Origin of the sequence: Pseudomonas sp. 10C3, from assembly GCF_036346185.1 — a bacterium.
Classification (GTDB): Bacteria; Pseudomonadota; Gammaproteobacteria; order Pseudomonadales; family Pseudomonadaceae; genus Aquipseudomonas.
Genome location: NZ_JASJVE010000003.1, coordinates 56,774 through 80,379, shown reverse-complemented (window position 1 = coordinate 80,379; position 23,606 = coordinate 56,774). Strand labels below are relative to the sequence as shown.

The 23,606-nt window shown below is 55.5% G+C and carries 16 protein-coding genes; 7 read left to right on the top strand and 9 right to left on the bottom strand.

Going from position 1 to position 23,606, the window contains the following annotated elements; genetic code table 11:
* Positions 1–82: 82 nt before the first annotated feature.
* The 7 genes from QN399_RS03785 to QN399_RS03755 all read right to left on the bottom strand — a co-directional run bounded on the left by QN399_RS03785 (position 83) and on the right by QN399_RS03755 (position 10,552).
* Positions 83–919 carry a 23S rRNA (adenine(2030)-N(6))-methyltransferase RlmJ gene (locus QN399_RS03785; protein WP_330200576.1) on the bottom strand — a complete coding sequence of 279 codons (837 nt, stop codon included), beginning with the start codon at positions 917–919 and terminating at the stop codon, positions 83–85.
* Positions 920–1,045: 126 nt separating this feature from the next.
* On the bottom strand, positions 1,046–2,263 hold the full coding sequence (locus QN399_RS03780; protein ID WP_330200575.1) for a hypothetical protein: 1,218 nt from the start codon (positions 2,261–2,263) through the stop codon (positions 1,046–1,048).
* Positions 2,264–2,405: 142 nt separating this feature from the next.
* Complete coding sequence (locus QN399_RS03775; RefSeq protein WP_330200574.1) at positions 2,406–3,617, bottom strand: hypothetical protein; 1,212 nt, start codon at positions 3,615–3,617, stop codon at positions 2,406–2,408.
* 120 nt (positions 3,618–3,737) lie between these two features.
* Positions 3,738–6,293, bottom strand: a complete 2,556-nt coding sequence (locus QN399_RS03770; protein ID WP_330200573.1) for a hypothetical protein — start codon at positions 6,291–6,293, stop codon at positions 3,738–3,740.
* A 179-nt stretch (positions 6,294–6,472) separates the two neighbouring features.
* A complete protein-coding gene (locus tag QN399_RS03765; RefSeq protein ID WP_322177513.1) occupies positions 6,473–7,690 on the bottom strand; it encodes a hypothetical protein in 1,218 nt (405 codons plus the stop codon).
* 115 nt (positions 7,691–7,805) lie between these two features.
* The gene (locus QN399_RS03760) at positions 7,806–9,767 is read right to left on the bottom strand and encodes a hypothetical protein (protein ID WP_330200572.1); all 1,962 of its coding nucleotides are present in this window, start codon (positions 9,765–9,767) and stop codon (positions 7,806–7,808) included.
* Between the two features lie 35 nt (positions 9,768–9,802).
* Positions 9,803–10,552, bottom strand: a complete 750-nt coding sequence (locus QN399_RS03755; protein ID WP_322177511.1) for a hypothetical protein — start codon at positions 10,550–10,552, stop codon at positions 9,803–9,805.
* A 328-nt stretch (positions 10,553–10,880) separates the two neighbouring features.
* On the opposite strand from QN399_RS03755, the gene QN399_RS03750 reads away from it, so the two are divergent.
* The 3 genes from QN399_RS03750 to QN399_RS03740 all read left to right on the top strand — a co-directional run bounded on the left by QN399_RS03750 (position 10,881) and on the right by QN399_RS03740 (position 16,276).
* Positions 10,881–13,412 (top strand): autotransporter outer membrane beta-barrel domain-containing protein, encoded by a 2,532-nt coding sequence (locus tag QN399_RS03750; RefSeq protein ID WP_330200571.1) that lies wholly within the window; start codon positions 10,881–10,883, stop codon positions 13,410–13,412.
* A 165-nt stretch (positions 13,413–13,577) separates the two neighbouring features.
* The gene (locus QN399_RS03745) at positions 13,578–15,824 is read left to right on the top strand and encodes an autotransporter outer membrane beta-barrel domain-containing protein (RefSeq protein ID WP_330200570.1); all 2,247 of its coding nucleotides are present in this window, start codon (positions 13,578–13,580) and stop codon (positions 15,822–15,824) included.
* A 185-nt stretch (positions 15,825–16,009) separates the two neighbouring features.
* On the top strand, positions 16,010–16,276 hold the full coding sequence (locus QN399_RS03740) for a hypothetical protein (protein ID WP_322177508.1): 267 nt from the start codon (positions 16,010–16,012) through the stop codon (positions 16,274–16,276).
* Between the two features lie 41 nt (positions 16,277–16,317).
* Here QN399_RS03740 and QN399_RS03735 read toward each other — a convergent pair whose 3' ends face one another.
* Both QN399_RS03735 and QN399_RS03730 read right to left on the bottom strand, forming a co-directional pair.
* On the bottom strand, positions 16,318–17,421 hold the full coding sequence (locus QN399_RS03735; protein WP_322277924.1) for a GlxA family transcriptional regulator: 1,104 nt from the start codon (positions 17,419–17,421) through the stop codon (positions 16,318–16,320).
* 464 nt (positions 17,422–17,885) lie between these two features.
* The gene (locus tag QN399_RS03730) at positions 17,886–19,262 is read right to left on the bottom strand and encodes an L-serine ammonia-lyase (RefSeq protein WP_322177506.1); all 1,377 of its coding nucleotides are present in this window, start codon (positions 19,260–19,262) and stop codon (positions 17,886–17,888) included.
* Positions 19,263–19,738: 476 nt separating this feature from the next.
* Here QN399_RS03730 and QN399_RS03725 point away from each other — a divergent pair, with 476 nt between their 5' ends.
* The 4 genes from QN399_RS03725 (at position 19,739) to betI (ending at position 23,558) form a co-directional block, all read left to right on the top strand.
* Positions 19,739–20,686 carry a choline ABC transporter substrate-binding protein gene (locus QN399_RS03725; protein ID WP_322177505.1) on the top strand — a complete coding sequence of 316 codons (948 nt, stop codon included), beginning with the start codon at positions 19,739–19,741 and terminating at the stop codon, positions 20,684–20,686.
* Between the two features lie 67 nt (positions 20,687–20,753).
* Positions 20,754–21,599 (top strand): choline ABC transporter permease subunit, encoded by an 846-nt coding sequence (gene choW, locus QN399_RS03720; protein WP_322177504.1) that lies wholly within the window; start codon positions 20,754–20,756, stop codon positions 21,597–21,599.
* Positions 21,596–22,774, top strand: coding sequence for a choline ABC transporter ATP-binding protein (choV, locus tag QN399_RS03715; RefSeq protein WP_322177503.1), 1,179 nt, complete (start codon positions 21,596–21,598; stop codon positions 22,772–22,774). Before choW ends, choV begins: the two co-directional genes overlap by 4 nt.
* A gap of 190 nt (positions 22,775–22,964) precedes the next feature.
* Positions 22,965–23,558 carry a transcriptional regulator BetI gene (gene betI, locus QN399_RS03710; protein ID WP_322177502.1) on the top strand — a complete coding sequence of 198 codons (594 nt, stop codon included), beginning with the start codon at positions 22,965–22,967 and terminating at the stop codon, positions 23,556–23,558.
* The last annotated feature ends 48 nt before the right edge of the window (positions 23,559–23,606 follow it).

Below are 23,606 nucleotides of genomic sequence, written 5' to 3'. Positions count from 1 at the left end.
TGTGGGCGCAGTTCATCCTGTGGGAGCAGGCTTGCCTGCGAAGAGGCCAGATCAATCACCGAAGATTAATCTGGCACCCAACTTACTCCGCGATCAACCAATCCATGCGCCAATCACCTTGGGTTTGCCCCAAGGTCTTGGCCAGCCATGGCATCAGCTCGCGCAGCTCCTCTTCCAGACCCCACGGCGGGTTAGCGATGGCCAGGCCAGAGCCATTCAAGCTTTGCGGGGTGTCCAGCGGGTGCACGAATAATTCTACTCGCAACAACTTCGGCGCACCGGTTTCGGCCAGGTCTTGATAGAAGCGTTTCAACAGACGCTGATCCTTGATCGGGTACCAGATCGCGGTCACGGTCTGACGCATGCGGCCGATGGCTTCTTTCAGGGCCACGGCGCAACGCTTCATTTCGTCGAGTTGTTCGAACGGCGGGTCGATCAGCAACAGCCCACGTTTTTCCGCCACTGGCAGCAGCGCACGCGGCACGTGCCAACCCTCACCCAAATGCACCGCAACGCGGCGATCACCCTTCATGTTCTCTTTAAGCAGTCGCCCGTCTTCGGGGTGCTTCTCATTGAGCAGAATGCGCTCACGCTCGCGGGTCAGGCGACGGGCAATTTCCGGAGAACCTGGGTAATAACGCAGCTCGCCGTCGGGGTTCATGTCGTGCAGCACCTGCAGATAATCGGCCGCCAGCGCAGGCAGGTCCGGCGCGTCCCACAAGCGCGCAATGCCCTCGAACCATTCGCCCGTGCGGGTGGCCTGATCGCCCTTGAGGTCATACAGACCAATCCCGGCGTGACTGTCGATGTAGGCGAACGGCTGCTCCTTGCGCGCCATCAGGGCGATCAAGCGAGTCAGGATCAGGTGTTTGAACACGTCGGCATGGTTGCCTGCGTGGAAGGCGTGACGGTAATTCATGGCGGCTCCTGGAAGGGAGCGGAGTTTAGCAGCTGTGCTGGAAGGGTCCAAATTGCTCGGCGATTATCGCTGCCCGAAATGGTGCGTTTGGGTGACTCCTGCAGGTCACCGGTCAAGGTGTCGTTATTATCTAGTTAGTTTTATTATTTCTATAATACTTCCGCCGGTATGGTCCGGAAATATTTTGATAACGTTCAGCCCAACATTTGAGAAAGAAATATCTATCGGTTTGGGGCCTACGCTTGGGTGTCGCTGACTAGATAATAGTATTCGATTTTTATCGTACGCTTCGAAGAGGCTCGCTTGTCCGTACCACCGAAAACTAACTTTCGCGTACGTTGACTTCAATCTGAGTTCCATCGCAAATACCGCAGAAGGGCTTTCATTGTCGTTGTAATGGAGATACCAAATGTCCCGAGGTGCCGCAGTGGGATAGCAAACAACGCTCACAATTGCGCTGGTGCTCCCCGAGACGAGTGCGATCTCCAGGAAAGGGGTGTCAATACTCCCCCCAAGGGACGTACTTTGTACAGGAATGAACTCAAACGTCTCTAACAGCGCACTTACCTTCAATCGAAGCACGGGGAAAGACATTGCATCATGCTGCGAGGGAGATTTGCCAAATCCAACTTCAATAGTCAGGGTAAGCTCACTGGAGTCTTTCAATCGCTCCAAATCAACCTGAGGGATATTCAGCGCAATGCCATTCAAGATCTCTTGTTGACCAATAATATATCCATCCAGCAGATTTAGTTGGAACCTGGAGCCATCCACCATCGTACCAATGAGTGTCAGCCATACCGTCTGCCCTACCGCTATCAACGGCCAGGCCTCAACGGTTACATCGCCTCCCCCGTCAAACGTTGTCAAATCCAGTACGTCCTCCGAGGCCTGAGTGATCTGCGGGGTGGGCAGTTTGTCCGCCGCGATCGGTTGCACGATCAGGTTCAGAATCTCGGACAGGATCACCCCATCCGGACGGACCACGGCATAGATGACCTGAATGGTTTTGCCCACCGCGAGGGTGACATCGGCAACGGGAACCAGGAACGTCACCTTTCCAAACAGGCTGCCATTTTTTACCTCGAAAGTGTCGTTGCCATTGAAGGACAAGCCAATGAAGTCGGACGACGTCATTGATGGATAAACCACCTCGACATGCACCCCGGAAGGGTTACCCAAAAGCGGGTCCAGGGAATCCGAAGGGGCTTCTTGCACATGCGGTTTGGGGTAATCAGCATTTTGCGTGGGCGCGAGGCTGTTGAGGACCGTCGACAAAGCGCTCTTGGTTGCTGAGGCGAACGCGTCGCAGGCTTTTTTTTGTGCTTCGGTTAATGCGCTCATGGTGTTCGTCCTTGATGTTTAATGCTTCTGGGTTTCCCGCCAGGACTTCATGCTCTGACGGGCGGGTAGAGACTGATTTATTTTCAACACTTCACCGAAAATCGGCCTGCCCCCTTTCTTAAACTTTTATCTGCCCCGCAGCTCATATATATGTGAACGTAAAATTATCTAGCCCGATCCCGGAGAGCCCAGCATTTGTTGGGCGATCTATTATTATGGACTTTATTTTCCTTGTGGCAGTGAAATACGCTATCCATTTTGAGGCCGGATAGGTAATTACTGCGGGTTCTAGCTGAGTGGTGATCGTAAGTTCTTGCTCATCTTTGTATGTAATAGTGGCATCCCCTAATTGATATTGAGCTGCAAATCTGATGCTTTTTGCGGGGGATTTTAGTGTAATGGTTATCCGACCGAGATTAAAATGCGCCATTAAACCCGTCATATACGGCGGATATTCATAATTGGATTTAATCCTCCAGCTTTGGGCTGCTGAAATACTGAATGCTCGGAAGTTTTCTAGCTGTTCTGGAGGAAAGTTTTCTTCCTTTGCCGTCTCGAAACCTTCGAAGCTAATCAGAGCTAACTTGAATGCGGCAGTCGGAAGTTCAACTGCCTCTGCCTCATCACTCCCGCCCTCAAACCCAACCTTGCACCTTACCTCCAACTCTCTCCCATCCTCCAATTTCTCCAACTCCGCCCGCGCAATAGCCCCCCCAATCCCATTAGTCACATCCGCTGCCGTTACCACATAAGCCTTCAGCAACTCCATAGTCGGCCCCCCACCCGGTCCACTCACCGTCAACCAAACCGTCTGCCCCACCGCAATCAACGGCCAGGCCTCAACCGTCACATCTGCATCCCCGTCAAACGTTGTCAAATCCAGTACGTCCTCCGAGGCCTGAGTGATCTGCGGGGTGGGCAGTTTGTCCGCCGCGATCGGTTGCACGATCAGGTTCAGAATCTCGGACAGGATCACCCCATCCGGACGGACCACGGCATAGATGACCTGAATGGTTTTGCCCACCGCGAGAGTCACATCGGCAACGGGAACCAGAAACGTTACCTTTCCAAACAGGCTGCCATTTTTTACCTCGAAAGTGTCGTTGCCATTGAAGGACAAGCCAATGAAGTCGGACGACGTCATTGATGGATAAACCACCTCGACATGCACCCCGGAAGGGTTACCCAAAAGCGGGTCCAGGGAATCTGAAGGGGCTTCTTGCACATGCGGTTTGGGGTAATCAGCATTTTGCGTGGGCGCGAGGCTGTTGAGGACCGTCGACAACGCGCTCTTGGTTGCCGAGGCAAACGCGTCGGAGATTTCTATTTCCTGTGCCGCAGTTAATACACTCATGGCGTTCTTCCTTGATGTGGGTGAAGCTGGCAGGCACGCGCATGACATGGCCTGCTCCGAGTTAGGGGAATGATTCAGTTTCGGACTTGCACCGAAAATCGATCCGTCCCCAATGGGCGATCAGGCTTGCATTACAAAGTTATCCCACAGCGTCCAGTCTTTGTTTTGATTCACGATTTCTATGTAACGAATAGGCTTGCCAAGGCTTTCATAGTGCAAATGTTGATTGCTGGCCTTGGGCAGCACCTCTGCATGAAGCTCTAGTTTATTGGCATCCAGATACCGAATGGCCGTGCTACCGGTCTCTACGCCGTGGACATCGCAGTTCACTACGCGGCATTCGACATTCAGTTCAAGTTCAAGGGTTTGGTTGCCTGAGGCGGCATAACCGAGTTGTAGCACTGTGCCGACGAAATAGTCGGCGGCCTCTGGAGGCAGTATGTAGCCGGGAGCAAAACCCGCCTGCCCTGCCCCGGATAAAAACCGAATGGTCATGTGGGGCGTAGTGACCGACCCTCCGACGGTTATCAAGTCTCCGGTATGGATCGAAAAGTCGTCGGTAATCTCACCGGGAACCGCATCGCCCAGAATGCTCAACGTTCTGGCGAGCGACTTGGATTGGCCGCCTGCGCTGCGAAGCACCTCGTAAAACACATCGACACTTGCGTCTCGGCTAAAGCCAATCAATGCAGCCGTTATGGGCCATGTGAGCATTTGGTTGTCGGTGGCGGCTCTGAAATCCCGCGAGGCTGTGCCGTCTGCGGTGGCACCTGTCCAGTAAATCGTGACGGTGTCCAGTCGCTTCAATGAAATGGCCTGACCGTCTACATGTACAGATGTGCCCTGTGGGTACTTAGCGGGGTCGAAAACATCGTCTAGTGCGTTATCCACCGTTGGCATAAGCAGCAGGATACTGGTGCCTACCGTGTAGGTGGCCGCACTTGAGGGCTGGGTGTTTTCAGTTGTCGCTGACAGCACGCGATAGCTCACGGCCAGCGTGCCATTGATCAGTGGATCAAGATGGCTTTTATCAACGAGAAAGGTGACGTCTGTGTTGCTCTCATTTTTCCCTACGCTGTACTCATCGACGTGAACGAGCGAAGTTCCGGTCTGAGTTGTGCCCTCCCAGCGCAGGTAAATGATGTCGCCGAAATCCTTGCCGTTGTAAGGCTTGATACGTACTGTCGCCGCCAAGGTCACTGTGCCGGGATCAATGAGCGCGCCATTGGCCTCATCCACCGCAGGCGGTGCCAATTGGAGGGGCGTTCCGATGACCGTATACCCTGCAATCGGCGAGTTCTGTGTGCTGCCCGTCGCGCTGAACACCACTTGGTAACTCAACTCCAGCGCGCCGCCTGCCAGTTGATCGGCGTAAGCCCTCGGGACGTTGAAGGTGATTTCTTTCAGTTCGCCTCCCTCTACGATGACGGTACTGCTGCTGTAGTTGACCGGGTCGCCTAAAGCGCTGGTGCCCTTCCAGTTGACGACGATTTTGTCGCCGACGCTTTGGCCGGAATAGGCGGCGATAGTTACCGTTGCGCTGTCGCCGATGATCAGGGCGAGGTCGATGGTGGTGGTGCCGCCAGCTTCTTTGACGACGGCCAGGGCGAGCTGAACTGGCAAGCCAGTGAGGGTGATGGTGGTGGTTTTTGATTGTTTATCTGGCGTAGCGCCTGTTTGGCTGAGGCTGTAACGCACCACCGCAGAGCCGCCCGCGATGAGTTTCAGGTGGGCGTTGGGGATGGTGAAGGTCGCGTGATCGAAGCCGGGATCGTCGACTGTCACTGGTGCAAGGGTCAGGCTGATGTCGGCGGTCGGTGTTTTGCCTACCCAGTCGAGGGTGACGGTGTAGGCTTTTCCGTTGCCGGTGTAAGAAGGAATCGCCACATGCGCATCAGCATCGCCGAGCGCTTCCAGATTGAGGATCAACGTAACGCGGTCGGCCTCATTAACCCGAGGGGAAGCCAACGCATCTGGATCAATCTCAACCCGCACATAAGTTGACGGTGACACCAACGAGTAGTTATCCACAATGTCGCGGACTTCATAATTGACCAGCAGCATGTCACTGCTGCCGCCCGCTTCGAGCGTCTCTGGGGGGACCACGACGTTTTGCGGCCCTAACGTTGTCAGCGCCGGATGGATCACGCGCAGGTTGTTCCACATCACAGTCAGTTCATCGCCTACTTCTTGATAAGCCCATGCAGGCACGGTGACGATGACAGCGGCAGCTGGGTTATTTACCGGATCAGGGCTGACCGTGCAGGCCACCAGATTTTCGTTGATGGCGGTCGAGGTATCGGGGTCCAAATCCCCCGGCGATAGGCGGCTGACCGCGACGGTGCGCGTGGGCGATGTCTGCAAGTCCCCGGCCTGGTTGTCAAACAGTGTGTAATACACTTCGGCGCCGGGGTCCTGAACAAGGACAGTGCCCACGCTGAAACTCAGCCAGCCCTGGTCGATGGTCGGCTGATCGAGGTTGTACTGCTGCACGTCGTTGTTATTCCAGTACAGCGTGATGGTGTCGCCCACGCGCGTGACGTCGGGGAGTTTGGCGGTCAGTCCGATTCTCTTGTTGGGGTCATAGAGTTGGTGATACCCCAGGCCGCGGCGGGGGTTTTCGTCGGAGTCGTTGAAGTCACTGAAGACCAGAGGGCCGAGATCGTCGATGTTCATGGTTGCCGTCCTTAATGTTTAACTTTAGATAGACTGTCAGAACGTTACGCTCTGACGAAGCGGGAAGGGTTTGATTTAGTTTCAACGCGCTACTGAAAACTTGACCACAACTTCCGCAACCAATCATATGAATAAATCAAACTGCCTTATTCTTTCGCTGATGAATCAGTCCCATTGACTCATGGCGCGGGTCGGTGCGCTATGGAAAAATTATCCATGACTATTGCACCGCGATCACCGCGGCTATAAATTACAGATATAGTGTATATTTTCTTGCCAGAATCACAAGTATACTCGACCCATTTACCAAGCACGCCACCAAACTGGTACACAGACAACGACAGTCCCTGCACATCAAGATAATTGATTGTTATCGTACCGACTGAATCAGAGTAGATTCCAAAAACCACGCGCTCGGCGGGTGTTGCAAGTCTGAACTCTACTGTGCCGCCAAGCATCCAAACCATATAATTTGTTGCCCAAGGGCTATAGCCCGCATTTACGATTTTAACTTCGGTTCTGGCTAAAACAGTTAGTGCCGGGAATTGCCTAACGCCTCCGGCCGGGATAGTTTCATTGTGAATTGCAGTTTCGAAATTTTCGATTTCTATACGCCAGTTCAGACTTATATTAAAAATTGAAATCGGAAATCCAACAGCTATCGACTCATCACTCCCCCACTCAAACCCAACCTTAAAAACCACCCTCAACTCCCCTCCTTCCTCAAGCCTATCCAACTCCCCTCGCGCAATAACCCGACCAATCCCATTAGTCACATCCGCTGCCGTAATCGCATACCCCTCCAACAACTTCCAAATCGGTACCCCACCCGGCCCTGTAACCGTCAACCAAACCGTTTGCCCCACCGCAATCAACGGCCAGGCCTCAACCGTCACATCGGCATCCCCGTCAAACGTCGTCAAGTCCAGCACGCCCTCCGAGGCCTGAGTGATCTGCGGGGTGGGCAGTTTGTCTGCCGCGATCGGTTGCACGATCAGGTTCAGAATCTCGGACAGGATCACCCCATCCGGACGGACCACGGCATAGATGACCTGAATGGTTTTGCCCACCGCGAGGGTGACATCGGCGACGGGAGCCAGGAACGTCACCGTGCCAAACACACTGCCGTTTTGCACCGCAAAGGTGTCGTTGCCGTTAAAGAACAAGCCAATGATGTCGGACGACCTCATTGATGGATAAGCCACCTCGACATGCACCCCGGACGGGTTACCCAGCAGCGGGTCCAGAGTATCCGAAGGGGCTTCTTGCACATGCGGTTTGGGGTAATCAGTATTTTGCGTGGGTGCGAGGCTGTTGAGGGCCATCAACGAGGAGTCCTTGGTTGCCGAAGCGAACGCGTCGGTGGTTTTTTCTTGTGCTGCGGTTAATGCACTCATGGTGGTTCGTCCTTGAGGATGCGTTAATCGTCTAACGCTTCATGTTCTGAAGTAGCAGAGGAGGAGGACTCATTTCTACCGCTTAGCCGAAATAAGCCATCCCCCTGCTATAGCCCTAAAGTAAGGGGATCGAACAACTGCCTCCGGCCTCGTTCATGGCAAACCGGACAAACTTCTGGAGCCCGTTAGTTCTGCCGCGATCATTGCTGATGCTGTAGTCGAGAATCGCACCGTTCCGGCAAATCAAGTAGATCAACGAGTACGGCAGCGCAACCTCGTAATAACCGGCCGCCAGCATCGCCTGAGTAATGGGCACGTCATCCGACTTCAATCTCGACGCTTCAATGGGCGGGGCAGCTGGATCTGTTGCGTCCACGCTGCTGACGCCCACAAAGTTATAACTTAGGACGGGCGACCTACCGATGTCTATATTGCTTACCCCCGACAAGGTAATACGGAAAGTCGTGCCGTTTAGGCCGGCGGCCCGGGTAATAATATTGCTGGCGTTTGCTTCCGGAAAAATACCCCGTGCTAGCGGAGCGCCATCACCTGGAAGTTCAGCACTCGACGCAACCGTGACTACCTGAACTTTAGATTTAACGGTCACGGTGTTAGTAGCATCCAGCTTTCTTGTGACGGTGAAATAGACATTGATATCACCGACACCTATGGCCCCGATAACTGCAACAAAAGGTACCGGTATCAATATATTGCTCCCTTCGTTCGGCGCGGTGACCGTGACAAATGGCATCTCAGGCAAAGACACTGTGCCCCAGTACAATTGAATGACATCGCCAATAGTCCAGATGACGTTTAAGTCTTCCCCTACACGGGGAATGGTTGCGGTTGCATTCTGCCCATAATTCCCGGGATTTATCGTGTTAACCGGGCTGGTCCCACATTGGATGCTGGGGGGTTTGATGTTCTCATGCTCAGGCGTCGTTGGGTCTGGGTCTGGGTCTGGGTTTGGTCCGCCAGGTGTACGCAAGTCGACATTGACCAAGGCTACAAGGGAGTCGACACGAGGCGAACCGGTTCTCTGCAGCCAGTAGCTGACCTTGATATCCCGACCGTTTCCGACTTCCGCTACGACGTCGTAGGGTACGGCAATGGTCGCGATCGGATCGGGGGCAGGTGGAACTGGGTCGGACACGGAGAAGGGACTGATGGTCCGGCCACCCCAAATGACGTAAATAAAATCACCTGCCACGGCACCGTCGTAGTGCGGAATGACCACCCCGACATCGGCCACGGCATCGTTGTAGGTAATCAGACCGTCATCGTTTTCAGGCACCAGTGGTGCAAGTAATTCCGGCAGATTGAGGAATACGTCAATGGCGGTAGATTCCGGATTACTCCGGACATTTCCAGCCCAGTCGGTTACCCGATAGCTAAAATATTTTTTACCATCGGCCGTGGCTTTCAGATCGGCCTCGGTAATGGTGACAGGCAGTTGACGTTTAGGATCTGTCACCATGAACGTTGGCGAAAGAAAAGAACCTGTTGTGGGGCTGGTTCCCAGCCACAGTTCTACAAGGTCGTCCGCTTCGCTGTCGAAAAAGGGGTCTACGACAATATTTAGAAGCCCGTCCACCAAGTCGCTAACGGTAATACCTGAAAGCTGGGCCTCGGTAAATAGCAAGGGTGGTAACTGATCACCGCCTGGCGCGAGCCGGTCAAACCGAACCGTGAGTGGCAATAACGTAGTTTGACCGTCTTCGGAAGCGGTGTCGTAAATTTGGTAATTCAGTACAACCCGCGTGTCCGTTCCGTTTGCCGGAAAATCCGCTACTTTGATCAGAAGATCAAATTCAGTAAGTGACGGATCGGTAAGATCAACCAAGGACAAGTCAACAGGAGCGCCATAAGCGACGCCATCCCTAAGAAGCTGAATAGAGTCGGTATTTTTCATCTCTGGGGATTTTGGTACTTTCACAACGACATCGGCTGTCAGCAATGCAATTGGAATAGTCCCCCTCAGGGAATCAGCAGCCGGCACCGTGAGCGCGGGCAATGCGGACGGCGCAAGAGTGACTGCAGTTTTTTTTACACCCGCATACGCTTGAATAATGGTCATGATTACACCCTGCTTGATGAGTAGTGTTTAATTAATTAACCCACGTTAACCGCAATTTTTACCGTGCTAGAGATCACTGAAGTGTTACCCAACTTGTCGCGTACTTGATACCCAAAATAGTAATCGGCGGCTGCCGTGAAACTACCTTTAGGAAATCCTAGCGACGTCCTTGTTCCGGCCGTACTTATTTCTATTTCTGCATTTTTAATCAGGTACAGCTCTTGTGAGTCAGCAGAGGCGGGGAGTTCGCTTAGCCAAGGCGTGATAAAATCACCCTTTTCCATTCCGTACCAGGCATAGGCCGTCACCGGCAAGTAGCCATCGACCAAGTCCTCTTCGGTGATACCTTCTTTTTGCTCTTCGGTGAAAGAAAGCGCGGTCAACGAAGTGCCACCTGGGGATTCTCTGTCGAATACAACGGTCACTGTTTTCCCTGAGCGTTCGCCGTCTTCCGTCACAGGATCTATAATTTCATAATCCAGACTTAATTCAGTGAAGCCTCCGGCAGGTGGAAAACGCCCTTTAGGAATAAATAATTCCGCATTGAAATCAGGGTCTTCAGCCTCTCCTTTTTTAAGGGTATAGGTCATGATCAGCGAGGTGACACCGTCATAAAGGTTAAGTATGTCGGACTCTTTCATTTCCGCGAAATGAGGTATCCGCACTAAAAGATCCTCTTCATAACGATCGAGGGGAATCCGTCCGTCCTCCAAAGCAGCAGGGACTTCCAGGCTCGGGAGGTTAGCGCGAGTTTTAATTTTTTTGCGTGAGTGAGAATGTGCCATTTGCGTGACTCCATGTCAGAAGGCACGCTCAGGTTATTCATAAAGACTAAGCGCTGTAACCTGTCATAAATGACAGGTTGGGCGACCAGCAATCATAAAAATCAACTAACCCCCTGATGTTATTGCATATATTATTTAGCAATTGCATTTGTTGCGAATAGCTCTAGCCAAATCAACAAGACGACGACCAAGTTGTTGACGAATAAAACCCATAGGACTACTAAGTTGTTATTGCTTTTGGGAGTAGCGCCGCAATTTCGATCTACGTAGGAAACGAGATCAGCAGCATGCCATTGGGCATTGACTGCTTAACGATCAGGGAGGATTAATGGACATCAGCGATCGCTACAATCTTCAGTTCTGCGGCCAATGGATCGTCGCCATAACGGTTATTACTGTAAGCGGGCAAGCGTGGGGGCTCAATGTGCCCCCAGGTGGATCCGTTACCGTGAATAACGGGGAACCGGCGCAACAATGGTCGTTAACCGCAGCCAGTTTGACGGTAGCCCCAGGCGGGCAAACACTGGACATCGTCACCACAGCCGGGTCAACGGTGGTTCTCAATGGTGCAACTGTTTCTGCCACTTCACTGAGCGCACTGGTGTTAACCAACAGCATTGGAGCGATCACTGACTCGACCCTTGTTTCCACCCGCAATACCGGCCTGTCCGTTGTGCGCGGAGCAGATGACACGGTTCCGGGTTCTACCGCAACGGTCACCAACAGCATTATTTCTGCGGCCGGGCGTGGCCTGAATGTCTCGGGAGGAAGTATCGCCACGGTGATTAATTCACAAATCACGGGCACTGGTGCTGTAGGCGCATCAATTGCCGGTGACGGCCTTGGCATCTCGCTGGTGGGGGGGGAAGTCATCCTTCAGGGCAGTCAGGCAACGGGCAGTAATCATGGGGCTGGCTTATTTTCCAACAGAACCTTAACTGCGACGCCAACGTTGGTTCTCGATGGTTCCAGCCTTACATCCGGTACGGGCAGTGCCATTCTTGTAGGCAATATTGGCATCCCGCCGATGCGTGCCAATATTGAAGTGCTCAACGGCTCCACGATGAGGGCGGGGAATGGAGTGCTGCTTGAAGTTGGGCTTGCAACATCAGCGGTTGGTTCGGTGACCGCGGCACAACTTACCGTTGATAACAGTCAACTGGTGGGTGATGTGCAGGTGTTGGCCGGCGCTACCGCAGATGTCTTGATGCGCAATGGCGCAACGCTGACCGGGACCATGAGCAATATCAGCAGCCTGAACATGAATGCCAGCCAGGTTACCGGGAACGTGGTTGAGCCGTCCGGATCTTCGGCATCAGTCACTATGGCTGCTGGTTCTGTGTTTACCGGCGCGATGAGCAACATCAGCAGCCTGAGTCTGGATAACAGTGTGATGACCGGTGATATTGTCCAAGACGCTCAAACGCCCGCCACGTTGACGCTGACCCATGGCGGCCGCTTGACAGGCACCGTCAGCAGCGCGCAAAGCCTCTCGATTGACACTACGTCCACATTCAACATGGTCAACAACTCGACCGTTGGGGCGCTGACCTTGAACGGTGGGACCGTGAATTTGCGCGGCGGCAAGGGTGCGTTTCGAACCTTGACCGCATCGAGCCTGACAGGAAGCGGCACGTTTGCGCTGGCTACCGACCTTGCAGGTCATCTAAGTGATCTGGTCAACATCACCGGCGCTGCCAGTGGCAGTCATTCGCTTAGCATTCAGAATACGGGGGTCGAACCCCTCCAGGAAAATCATGCTCAGCAGGTTGTCCATACCGGCAGCGGAACAGCGAGCTTCACTGTGTTGGGTGGCCAAGTTGATGCGGGTACTTTTGTTTACCGTTTACAGCAGCGTGGCACCGATTGGTATCTGGTCCAGGAGACCACGGGCGATGGCGGTGATGGCAGTGATGGGGGTGATGGGGGCGACAGCGGGGGCGACCCGATCATCAGTCCAAGTGCTCGGGCTGTCATCGGCGTATTCAGTGCCGCGCCGACGGTGTGGTATGGCGAGTTGAGCACGCTGCGCAGCCGCATGGGTGAGTTACGCAATGGCCACGAGCAAGGCGGCGCCTGGGCCCGCACGTATGGCAACAAGTACAACGTTTCCGCAGCTGATCAAGTGCATTACAGCCAAGTTCAGCAAGGCATATCGTTCGGCGCAGATACGCCAATATCCACCGACGGTCATTGGCTTCTTGGCGTATTAGGGGGATACAGCAACTCTGATCTGAACATGCAACTGGGTTCCAATGGCCGGGTCAGCAGTTATTACCTCGGGCTTTACACCACTTGGCTTGCGAATGACGGCTATTACATCGATGCGATCATCAAGGCCAACCGCTTCCAAAACAAAGCTGATGTCACCATGAGCGACGGGGTCAAGGCCAAGGGCGATTACGGCAACTACGGCGTAGGCGGCTCGGTGGAGGCCGGCAGACACTTCGATTTCTCGGACGGCTGGTTCGTCGAGCCCTATCTGCAGGGTTCGGCCTTGTGGGTGACGGGCGAGAATTACGGCCTGGACCACGGACTTGAAGCCAAAAGTAACAAAGCCGACTCGTTCCTTGGCAAAGTAGGAACTCATGTAGGACGAACGATTGCGTTGAGGTCCGGTGGTTTCGTTCAGCCCTACGTGAAACTGGCGGTGGCCCATGAGTTTGCCAAGAGCAATGAGGTCAGCGTCAATCGCACCACCTTCAGTGATGACCTTTCCGGTAGCCGAGGCGAAGTGGGGGCTGGCATCGCGGCACAACTATCCAATGTGCTGCAATTGCACGCTGACATTGATTACAGCAACGGCAATAACATTGAACAGCCTTGGGGAGTCAACTTGGGTGTGCGATATACCTGGTGATACTGGCGGGCCCGCTATCTGCAAAACGCTGCCTACGTGATTTTGAGTATATCCGCTCATATTTTTAGGAAAAGTCCTACAGCAACTGCTGAAATGCCTGATCTTTTTATATAGTCCTTCTCTATCAAATGGCGCCCCTCGATTATTCAAGGTGTGGGCGTGGCAATGAAGCGGTTCAAAGGGCAAGCCGGGCAACTGGTGATGGTATTGGGCGTGATAACGGCCAACGTGTGCGAGGCCGCCATTGATGTACCGCCGGGGCAAAATGTGGTCATCCGAGATGGCGACCCCGTTTATGAGTTCAATCTTCAGGACTCACATTTGATCGTGAAGGCTGGGGGCGAAACAGGACGTATCCATGCGACCGCCGATTCCCGACTCGAAATGGACGGCGGCAGGGTCACTTCCACGGGTGAACCTGCCATCGCGCTGTACAACAGCCGTGCCGTTATCAACAACAGCACCATCATCGCCGAGGCTGATCCCGCCCGGCCCGACGTCAGCAGTTTCGGCATTCGGCTATCGGGGTTTGAGCAGGCTTCCAGCGCACACATCAGCAACAGCTTCGTTTCGGGGACGGACCGAGGCATTAACGTTACCGACAGTGCATCCCTTGAACTGTTCAATACGCATGTTGAAGGCCACGCGGGTGCTTCGGGCATTGGTTTTGTCAGCGGTGGCGCGGGCGTAGTGGTGGCCGGTGCCAGCGCCTCATTCAATCAGAACAGTGTGGTCACGGGCGATAATAACGGTGTCGTCATTTGGGGTGATGCAACCGGCGCAACTGAAAGACCTGCGTCGCTGGTAGTCGATCAGTCGTCCGTTGTGGGCCTGGAAGGCAGCGCCATTGTCATCACCCGATCGGCGGCTGCCAATCAAGATGTTCATATCGATATCCGCAACGGTTCGACGCTGTCCGGTGGTAACGGTATTGCCCTTGAAGTTAATAATGCGGCAACCGGCTATGTCGCTATTAATGACAGCCAACTGGTGGGCGATGTTCTGGTCACCAGTGACTCGATCGCGCACCTGTCTTTGGCGAACAATGCCAGCCTGACTGGCGCTATCAACAACGCTACGACGTTGAATATCGATGGTTCCTCGACATGGCTGATGGAAGGGAATTCCACGGTCGGCAAGCTCGAACTGAACGGAGGATCCGTTGACTTGCGCGGTACTTCAGACGGCTTCCAGACACTGACCGTTGGCGAGCTGAATGGCTCGGGGACCTTTGCCTTGGGCACCGATCTGGCGGCGCAGAAGAGTGATTTTCTCGATGTCACCGGCAGCGCAACCGGCAGTCATCAATTGCGCGTACAGAACACAGGTATAGATCCGCTGGAAGGCGCTGATCCGCAGCAAATAGTGCATACCGGCAGCGGCGATGCGCAGTTTTCGTTGGTGGGTGACAAGGTCGATTTCGGCACCTTCGCCTATGAGCTGGAACAGCAGGAAAACAGCACGGGCGGCACCGACTGGTCATTGGTGCAAACCGGCGAAGTTTCCGCCGGTTCGCGCTCGGTGATTGGATTGTTCAGCGCGGCACCTACCGTTTGGTATGGTGAGTCCGCAACCCTGCGCAGTCGCATGGGTGAACTGCGCAACGGTGGCGATCAGGGTGGCGGCTGGATGCGCAGCTATGGCAACAAATACAAACTGTCAGCCGGCGGCGGCGTCTCTTACTCGCAAGTCCAGCAGGGTATTTCCTTCGGCGCCGACGCACCGTTGCCAAGCAGTAACGGGCAATGGCTGGCCGGCCTGATGGGCGGGTACAGCAAGTCGGATCTCGACTTGAAAGAAGGCACCACCGGCGAAGTCGACAGCTACTACATCGGGGCTTACACGACCTGGCTGGCAGACGATGGTTTCTACGTCGATGCGCTGATCAAGGCCAACCGCTTCCAAAACTCTTCGGACGTAGTGATGCGCGACGGCGAGAAGTCCAAAGGCACGTACACCAACCACGGTATCGGTGTGTCGGTGGAAGCTGGCAAACGCATAAAGCTCAATGAAGACTGGTTCATCGAACCCTTCGCTCAGGTCTCCGGTCTGTGGGTCAGCGGCCAGGACTACGACTTGGACAACGGTATGCAAGCGAGCAGCAACAAGGCCGATTCGCTAATGGCCAAGGTCGGTACCCATGCGGGGCGTAAATTCGCGCTGACGGATGGCGGCTTTGTACAACCGTACGTGAAGGTCGCGGCGGCGCGTGAGTTCCTCAGCAGCAATCAAGTCAGCATTAACGGCAATCGTTTTACTAACGATCTGTCAGGTTCACGTGCCGAGTTGGGCGCAGGTATCGCTGCGCAACTGACCGATGTACTGCAAGTGCATGCTGACTTCGACTACATGAAGGGCAACAACATTGAGCAGCCGTGGGGCATGAACGTAGGTCTGCGCTACAGCTGGTAAATATTGATTTCATTTAGGGGGCCTAACGGCCCTTTTTTTGGTCTCGCCTTTGCTGCGAGGTGAAGGCGGCGGATCACCGAAAACGACCTGTTCATAGGAATGCCGGCCATTGCCCTCGCAGGGTCTTGCCGCCACGTACGGGCGCAACGAGAATCAACCCATACCGAATAAAAGGAGTGGACGACATGATGCATGCGGATTTGATTGACCAAGAAGACCTGCTCAGCCAACTCAGGGCCTTGGGTTTCGACATGCCCCCTGGCGCCACCGCCGAACAAGCCTGCACCCAAGCGGTATGCGGCCTGACCGAAGCCCGCGCCACGGCGTTACGCAGAATGATCGAACAAATACTCACCGGCAGCGCGACGATCTTGCCAGCAGTGCGCCAGGCAATTGATCAGCAATTGTTGCCAGCGTTGGCGGTATACAAAAAAAATAACCATCCCCTGTAGGAGCCAACACGTTGGCTCCTACAGGGGAGTACTAGCTCGTCTTACAACCGCACACTCGCAAATGTCGATTCATTACGCGCCTGGCTCAGCGCCGACAGCGGACCGGACAGCGGCGCCAGTACCAGTGATTGCGGGATTGGCATCATTGCGACTTGCTGCGCGGTGTTGGAGCCGACGCGTTCGTCACGCGGCGGAATGCCGAAGTATTCACGGTAGCACTTGGAGAAGTGCGGCGTGGACACGAAGCCACACACCGACGCCACTTCGATGATCGACATTGGCGTCTGCTTGAGCAGTTGCCGGGCGCGGATCAAGCGCAGCTTGAGGTAATAGCGCGACGGTGAGCAGTGCAGGTATTTCTGGAACAGCCGCTCTAGCTGACGCCGGGAAACGGTGACGTACACTGCCAGCTCGTCCAAGTCGATAGGCTCTTCCAGGTTGGCCTCCATCAACGCAACGATTTCCTGCAGTTTCGGCTGATTGGTGCCGAGCATGTGCTTGAGCGGCACACGCTGGTGATCCTGCTCGTTGCGAATGCGCTCGTAGACGAACATCTCGGAAATCGCTGCCGACAGTTCGCGACCGTGATCGCGGCTGATCAAGTGCAGCATCATGTCCAGCGGCGCAGTGCCGCCAGAGCTGGTGAAGCGGTTACGGTCGAGGGTAAACAAGCGGGTGCTCATGGCCACACGCGGGAAAGCTTCCTGCATCGCGGCCAGGCATTCCCAGTGCACGCTGCAATCGAAACCGTCAAGCAGGCCGGCACAGGCCAAGGCCCAACTACCGGTGCAGACAGCGCCCAGACGACGCGATTGGCGCGCCTGGCTTTGCAGCCAACTGACGTGCTCGCGGGTCACGGTGCGCTGGATGCCCACGCCGCCGCACACAATCACGGTGTCCAGGACGGGGGCTTTGTGCATGGAGGCGTCAGGGGTGATTTGCAGACCATCGCTGGCCCAGACTTGCCCACCGTCGGCGCTCAGGGTGGTCCAGCGATACAGCTCACGACCAGACAGCTGGTTGGCCATTCGCAGCGGCTCAACCGCCGAGGCGAGGGAAATCAGCGTGAAATTATCCAACAGCAGAAAGCCGATGGATTGCGGCGCGCGGTTCTGGGGTTGGGCCCCGGAGTTGAACGAAGTCATCACGGTATCTCCTCACACAAAGCGATTGATGGCCTCAGCCGAGGCTCTTGTTATTGCCCATGCGATGAGGGCTTTGTGATGACAACGCAAATGCCATGCCTAAAGTTGAATGGCCATTCAATAAAACCTGAAAACGACGTCGTGATGCGTCTATATAAGGACCCACGACTAGAGGGGTTATACGTCGCAGACGCCTTATGCTGCGGGCTGATTCGGGAGGTTGAGCACTTCGGTAGCACTTGTGTGAAGTGCGTACCGACCTAGACTAAAGGAGTGTCACTGCAGTGCACGAACCGACCAGCGGTAGGTGCTCAAAGTGCCGCGCGCTAAAAGGTGGCGGTGCAGACGGACAGTGCCCATTGAAGGAGCAAGCCTATAACTACGCGTCCCGCCGCGATGGCAGTCTGCCTGGCTAACCCGTCAAGCCCGCGCCTGCAGGATTTGGGCTCGCCGCAGATGGTGTCTCAACACTCAATGGCGCTGACCGCCAACCCGCCGCGCGAGGTTTCCTTGTATTTGTCATGCATGTCAGCGCCCGTATCACGCATGGTCCGGATCACCCGATCCAGCGAGATAAAGTGCTGACCGTCGCCCCGCAAAGCCATCTGCGCAGCATTGATCGCCTTCACCGCCGCGATGGCGTTGCGTTCGATGCACGGCACCTGCACCAGCCCGCCGACCGGATCGCAGGTCAGCCCCAGGTTATGTTCCAGTCCGATTTCCGCCGCGTTGCACAATTGCTCCGGGGTAGCGCCGAGAATGTCCGCCAACCCCGCCGCCGCCATGGCGCAGGCCGAACCCACTTCGCCCTGGCAACCGACCTCGGCACCCGAGATCGATGCGTTCTTCTTGCAGAGAATGCCCACCGCTGCGGCCGCCAGGAAGTAGTCGACCACATTGGCCTCGCTGACTTCCTCGCTGAACTTGACGAAGTAATGCAACACCGCCGGAATAATCCCCGCCGCGCCATTGGTGGGGGCCGTGACCATGCGCCCGCCTGCGGCGTTCTCTTCGTTGACGGCCAGGGCGAACAGGTTGACCCACTCCATGGCGCTGAGGGTCGAGCCGATCACGTTAGGCTTGCCTAACTCCAACAGGCTGCGATGCAAACGCGCAGCGCGACGGCGCACATTCAAACCGCCGGGCAGAATGCCTTCGTGCTTAAGGCCCTCTTCGACACAGTCCTGCATGGCGCGCCATAAACGCATCAGTCCGGTGCGGATTTCTTCTTCGCTGCGCCAGACCTTTTCGTTAGCCATCATCAGCTCGGACACGCGCAAGCCATGCTGCCGGCACAGGCCAAGCAGCTCGGCAGCGCTGGAGAAATCGTACGGCAACACCGTTCGGTCCATGTCCAGCACGCCGCTTGCAGCCTGGGCTTCATCCACCACAAAACCACCACCGACCGAGTAATACGTGTCTCGGTGCAGCTCTCCGTCAGCGCCTTCGGCAATCAGGGTCATGGCGTTGGGATGGAACGGCAGGTTTTCATCAATGAGCCGCATGTCGCGCTGCCACTGGAACGGGATGGGCAAGGCACTGTCCAATAGCAGCGTGTCGGTTTCCTTCAGGGTGGCGATGCGCAGCCCGATCTGCGACGGGTCGATAGCATCCGGCCATTCGCCCATCAACCCCATGATCACCGCATTGTCGCTGCCATGGCCGATACCGGTGGCCGACAGCGACCCATATAGCCGCACCTCAACCCTGCCGACCTGGGCCAATTGCTCACGCTCGCGCAGCCCTTGAACAAAAAGCGCCGCGGCGCGCATAGGCCCCACGGTGTGTGAACTGGAGGGACCGATACCGATCTTGAACAGGTCGAACACACTGATAGCCATTACCGCAAACCCTCTGTAGTCGAGACTCCCGACGCCAAAAGCGCCCGGTGACGGAGCTGCTACGCTGAAGCTGCTATCCGCCGAGATGGGCGCATCATCAGGCTTTTATCGCGGCGTACGGCGTCTGACACCGACGTACCCATACTCACTAACGTCGCCGCCGATGGAGAGCATCCCGGCATGACGGTTTGCGACTGATCTGAACATCAAGATGCCGTATCGACACCTGAAAGTACCTTTTTGCCGGCTAAAAAATCTGTAAGCGACGTTGCCGACACTGGATACGACCCTGTGTGTACTGGATGCGACGCCCCCTGTAGGCGTTTGTTTTTCACTGTTACATGATCAGTCTCGACTCGATTGCCAGGCGCAGCGGTAGAGCTGTTGCGTGACACGCCTCGCCATTCAGCTGCAACACACAAACCGCATCAGCCCCTTCGGCTGATGACGAGAAGAAAACACCCAGGAGTCCATCGATGAAAGGTTCCCAAACGTTGCTGTTGGCCGTTGCGCTGAGTCTGCCGCTGTTGGCGCAAGCTGCAGAACCGGCGCAGTGCGCGACCGTTAACTTCTCCGATGTCGGCTGGACCGACATCACCGTGACCACCGCAGTAACCAGCGCCGTGCTTGAGTCGCTCGGTTACAAAACTAAAACCACCATGATTTCCGTACCCGTGACCTACAAGTCACTGGCCGACGGCAAGAACATGGACGTGTTCCTCGGCAACTGGATGCCGACCATGGAGAACGACATCAAGGCTTATCGTGATGCCGGCACCGTGGAAACCGTTCGTCCTAACCTGGAAAACGCCAAGTACACCCTGGCCGTTCCTCAGGCGCTTTACGACAAAGGCCTGCATGACTTCGCCGACATCGCCAAATTCAAGAAGGAACTCGACGGCAAGATCTACGGCATCGAACCGGGTAACGATGGCAACCGCCTGATCCAGTCCATGATCGACAAGGACGCGTTCGGCCTCAAGGCCGCGGGCTTCAAAGTGGTCGAGTCCAGTGAAGCCGGCATGCTGTCCCAAGTGGATCGCGCCTCGCGTCGCAACACTGACGTGGTCTTCCTCGGCTGGGAACCGCACCCAATGAACACTCGCTTCAAGATGAAGTACCTGACAGGTGGCGACGACTACTTCGGTCCGAACTTCGGTCAGGCCACCATCTACACCAACACCCGCAAGGGCTACACCCAGGAGTGCAGCAACGTGGGTCAGTTGCTGAAAAACCTGTCGTTCACCTTGAACATGGAAAGCTCGCTGATGGGCAACGTCCTGGACGACAAAATGAAGCCTGATGTAGCAGCCAAAGCCTGGCTGAAGAAAAACCCACAGATCCTTGATACCTGGCTCGCTGGCGTGACCACCATTGACGGTAAACCAGGCCTGGAGGCCGCTAAGGCCAAACTGACCCAGTAACCCGAGTGCAGGCGGGTTCGCCCGCCTGCAGTTGTAAATATTCCCCCGCATGCGGACGTTCAATACCATGCTGACTGATCACAAAATCCCTCTAGGCCAGTACATCGCTGCCTTCGTCGAATGGTTGACTAAACACGGTGCCAACTATTTCGATTTGATCGCTTCGACACTGGAAACGATGATCCACGGCGTGACGTTCGCGCTGACTTGGTTCAATCCGCTGGCATTGATCGGCCTGATTGCTCTACTCGCGCACTTTATCCAGCGTAAATGGGGCCTGACCGCGTTTGTCATCCTCTCCTTCCTGCTGATCCTCAACCTGGGTTACTGGCAGGAAACCATGGAAACCCTCGCCCAGGTGCTGTTCGCTACCTTCGTCTGCGTGCTGATTGGCGTACCGCTAGGCATCGTCGCAGCGCACAAACCGATGTTCTATACCATCATGCGACCGGTCCTCGATCTGATGCAGACTGTACCGACCTTCGTTTACCTCATTCCTACCCTGACTCTGTTCGGTCTGGGTGTGGTACCCGGCCTGATTTCCACGGTGGTGTTCGCGATTGCCGCGCCTATCCGCCTGACTTATCTGGGTATCCGCGATGTACCGCAAGAGTTGATGGACGCCGGCAAGGCCTTCGGCTGCTCGCGCCGTCAATTGCTCTCGCGCATTGAATTGCCCTATGCCATGCCGAGCATCGCAGCCGGTATCACCCAATGCATCATGTTGTCGTTATCGATGGTTGTGATCGCGGCACTGGTAGGCGCTGACGGCTTGGGTAAACCCGTGGTCAACGCATTGAACACTGCCGATATCGCCCTGGGCTTCGAAGCAGGCCTGGCGATCGTACTGCTGGCGATCATGCTCGACCGTATCTGCAAACAGCCTGACGCACAGGTAAGGGGTGACGCATGAGCATAATCCGCTTCGACAACGTAGACGTTGTCTTCGCCAAAGACCCGCGTGAGGCCCTGAAATTGCTGGACCAAGGCCTCACGCGTGATCAGATCCTGAAGAAGACCGGCCAGATCGTCGGTGTAGAAAAAGCCAGCCTAGATGTCGAGAAAGGCGAAATCTGCGTGCTGATGGGCCTTTCCGGTTCAGGTAAATCCAGTCTGTTGCGGTGTATCAACGGTTTGAACACTGTCAGCCGTGGCGCATTGTTCGTCGAACACGAAGGCGCGCAAATCAATATCGCGTCGTGTACACCGGCCGAATTGAAACTGATGCGCACCAAGCGTATCGCCATGGTCTTCCAGAAATTCGCCCTGATGCCGTGGCTGACGGTGCGCGAGAACATCAGCTTCGGTCTCGAGATGCAGGGGCGTCCCGAAAAAGAACGTCACAAGCTGGTGGATGAAAAACTTGAGCTGGTGGGCCTGACCCAGTGGCGCAATAAAAAACCCGATGAGCTTTCCGGGGGCATGCAACAGCGTGTCGGCCTGGCGCGTGCACTGGCGATGGACGCCGACATTCTGCTGATGGACGAACCCTTCTCGGCCCTCGACCCACTGATTCGCCAGGGCTTGCAGGACGAGCTGCTGGAGCTGCAAAGCAAGCTGAACAAAACCATCGTATTCGTAAGCCACGACCTTGATGAAGCGCTCAAGCTCGGCAGTCGGATCGCGATCATGAAAGACGGTCGGATCGTCCAGTACAGCGTGCCCGAAGAAATCGTCCTTAATCCAGCTGATGAGTATGTGCGCACGTTCGTCGCCCATACCAACCCGCTCAACGTCTTGTGCGGCCGTAGCTTGATGCGCACCGTGGATAACTGCACCCGCGTCAACGGCGAGATCTGCCTCGACCCGAGCGGGGACTCGTGGATTGGTCTCGCGGAAGGCAACACCATCAAGGGTGCTCGCCAAGGCGCAGCCAACCTCGACCTGCAAAACTGGACGCCCGGGCAACCCATGGAAGGGCTGCACCGTCGTCCGACGCTGGTGCATTCAGACATCGGCATGCGCGACGCGCTGCAAATCCGCTATCAGACTGGCAACAAGCTGGTCCTGCAAGAAGGCAACCGCGTGGTCGGCATCCTCGGCGACAGCGAGTTGTACCACGCATTACTCGGGAAGAATTTGGGCTGACTCCGCTGTGGGAGCGGGCGAGCCGGCTCCCACATTTTTTCTCCTTTCATAACCCGAACATCAAGAACATCACCCCATAGTCGTAGCCGTTATTTTTTATTGATTGAACGTTCAATTAAAACAAAATAGACTGCTTCACCGCCGAATCGATCAAAACATGATCACTTGGCGACCTAAGGAGATGCTTGAAATGCCAAAGGTCGGTATGCAACCCATCCGCCGTCAACAGTTGATCCAGGCCACGCTAGAGGCGGTCGATCAGGTTGGGATGGGCGACGCCAGCATCGCGCTGATCGCACGATTGGCCGGTGTGTCGAACGGCATCATCAGCCACTACTTCAAAGACAAGAATGGCCTGATCGCAGCGACCATGCGCCATCTGATGAATGCCCTGATCGTGAACGTCAGCGAGCGCCGCATGGCACTCAGCGATAACAGCCCACGGGCGCACCTTCAGGTGATTGTCGAGGGCAACTTCGACGCCAGCCAGGTCAACGGCCCGGCGATGAAAACCTGGTTGGCCTTTTGGGCCGCCAGCATGCACCAGCCTTCATTGCACAGGTTGCAGCGGATCAACGATCACCGTCTGTATTCAAACCTGTGCTGCCAGTTCCGCCGGGTACTGCCACAGCCTCAAGCGCGCAGTGCAGCCCGCGGCCTGGCGGCTTTGATCGACGGATTATGGTTGCGCGGCGCGCTGTCGGGAGATGCTTTCGACACCGAGCAGGCGCAACAGATCGCTTACGAATACATGGACCAGCAACTGGCGAAGCAGGCGAGCTAGAACGCACAACCGCATCAGCCCCTGAACTACCACTGACTCGCGTTGCCA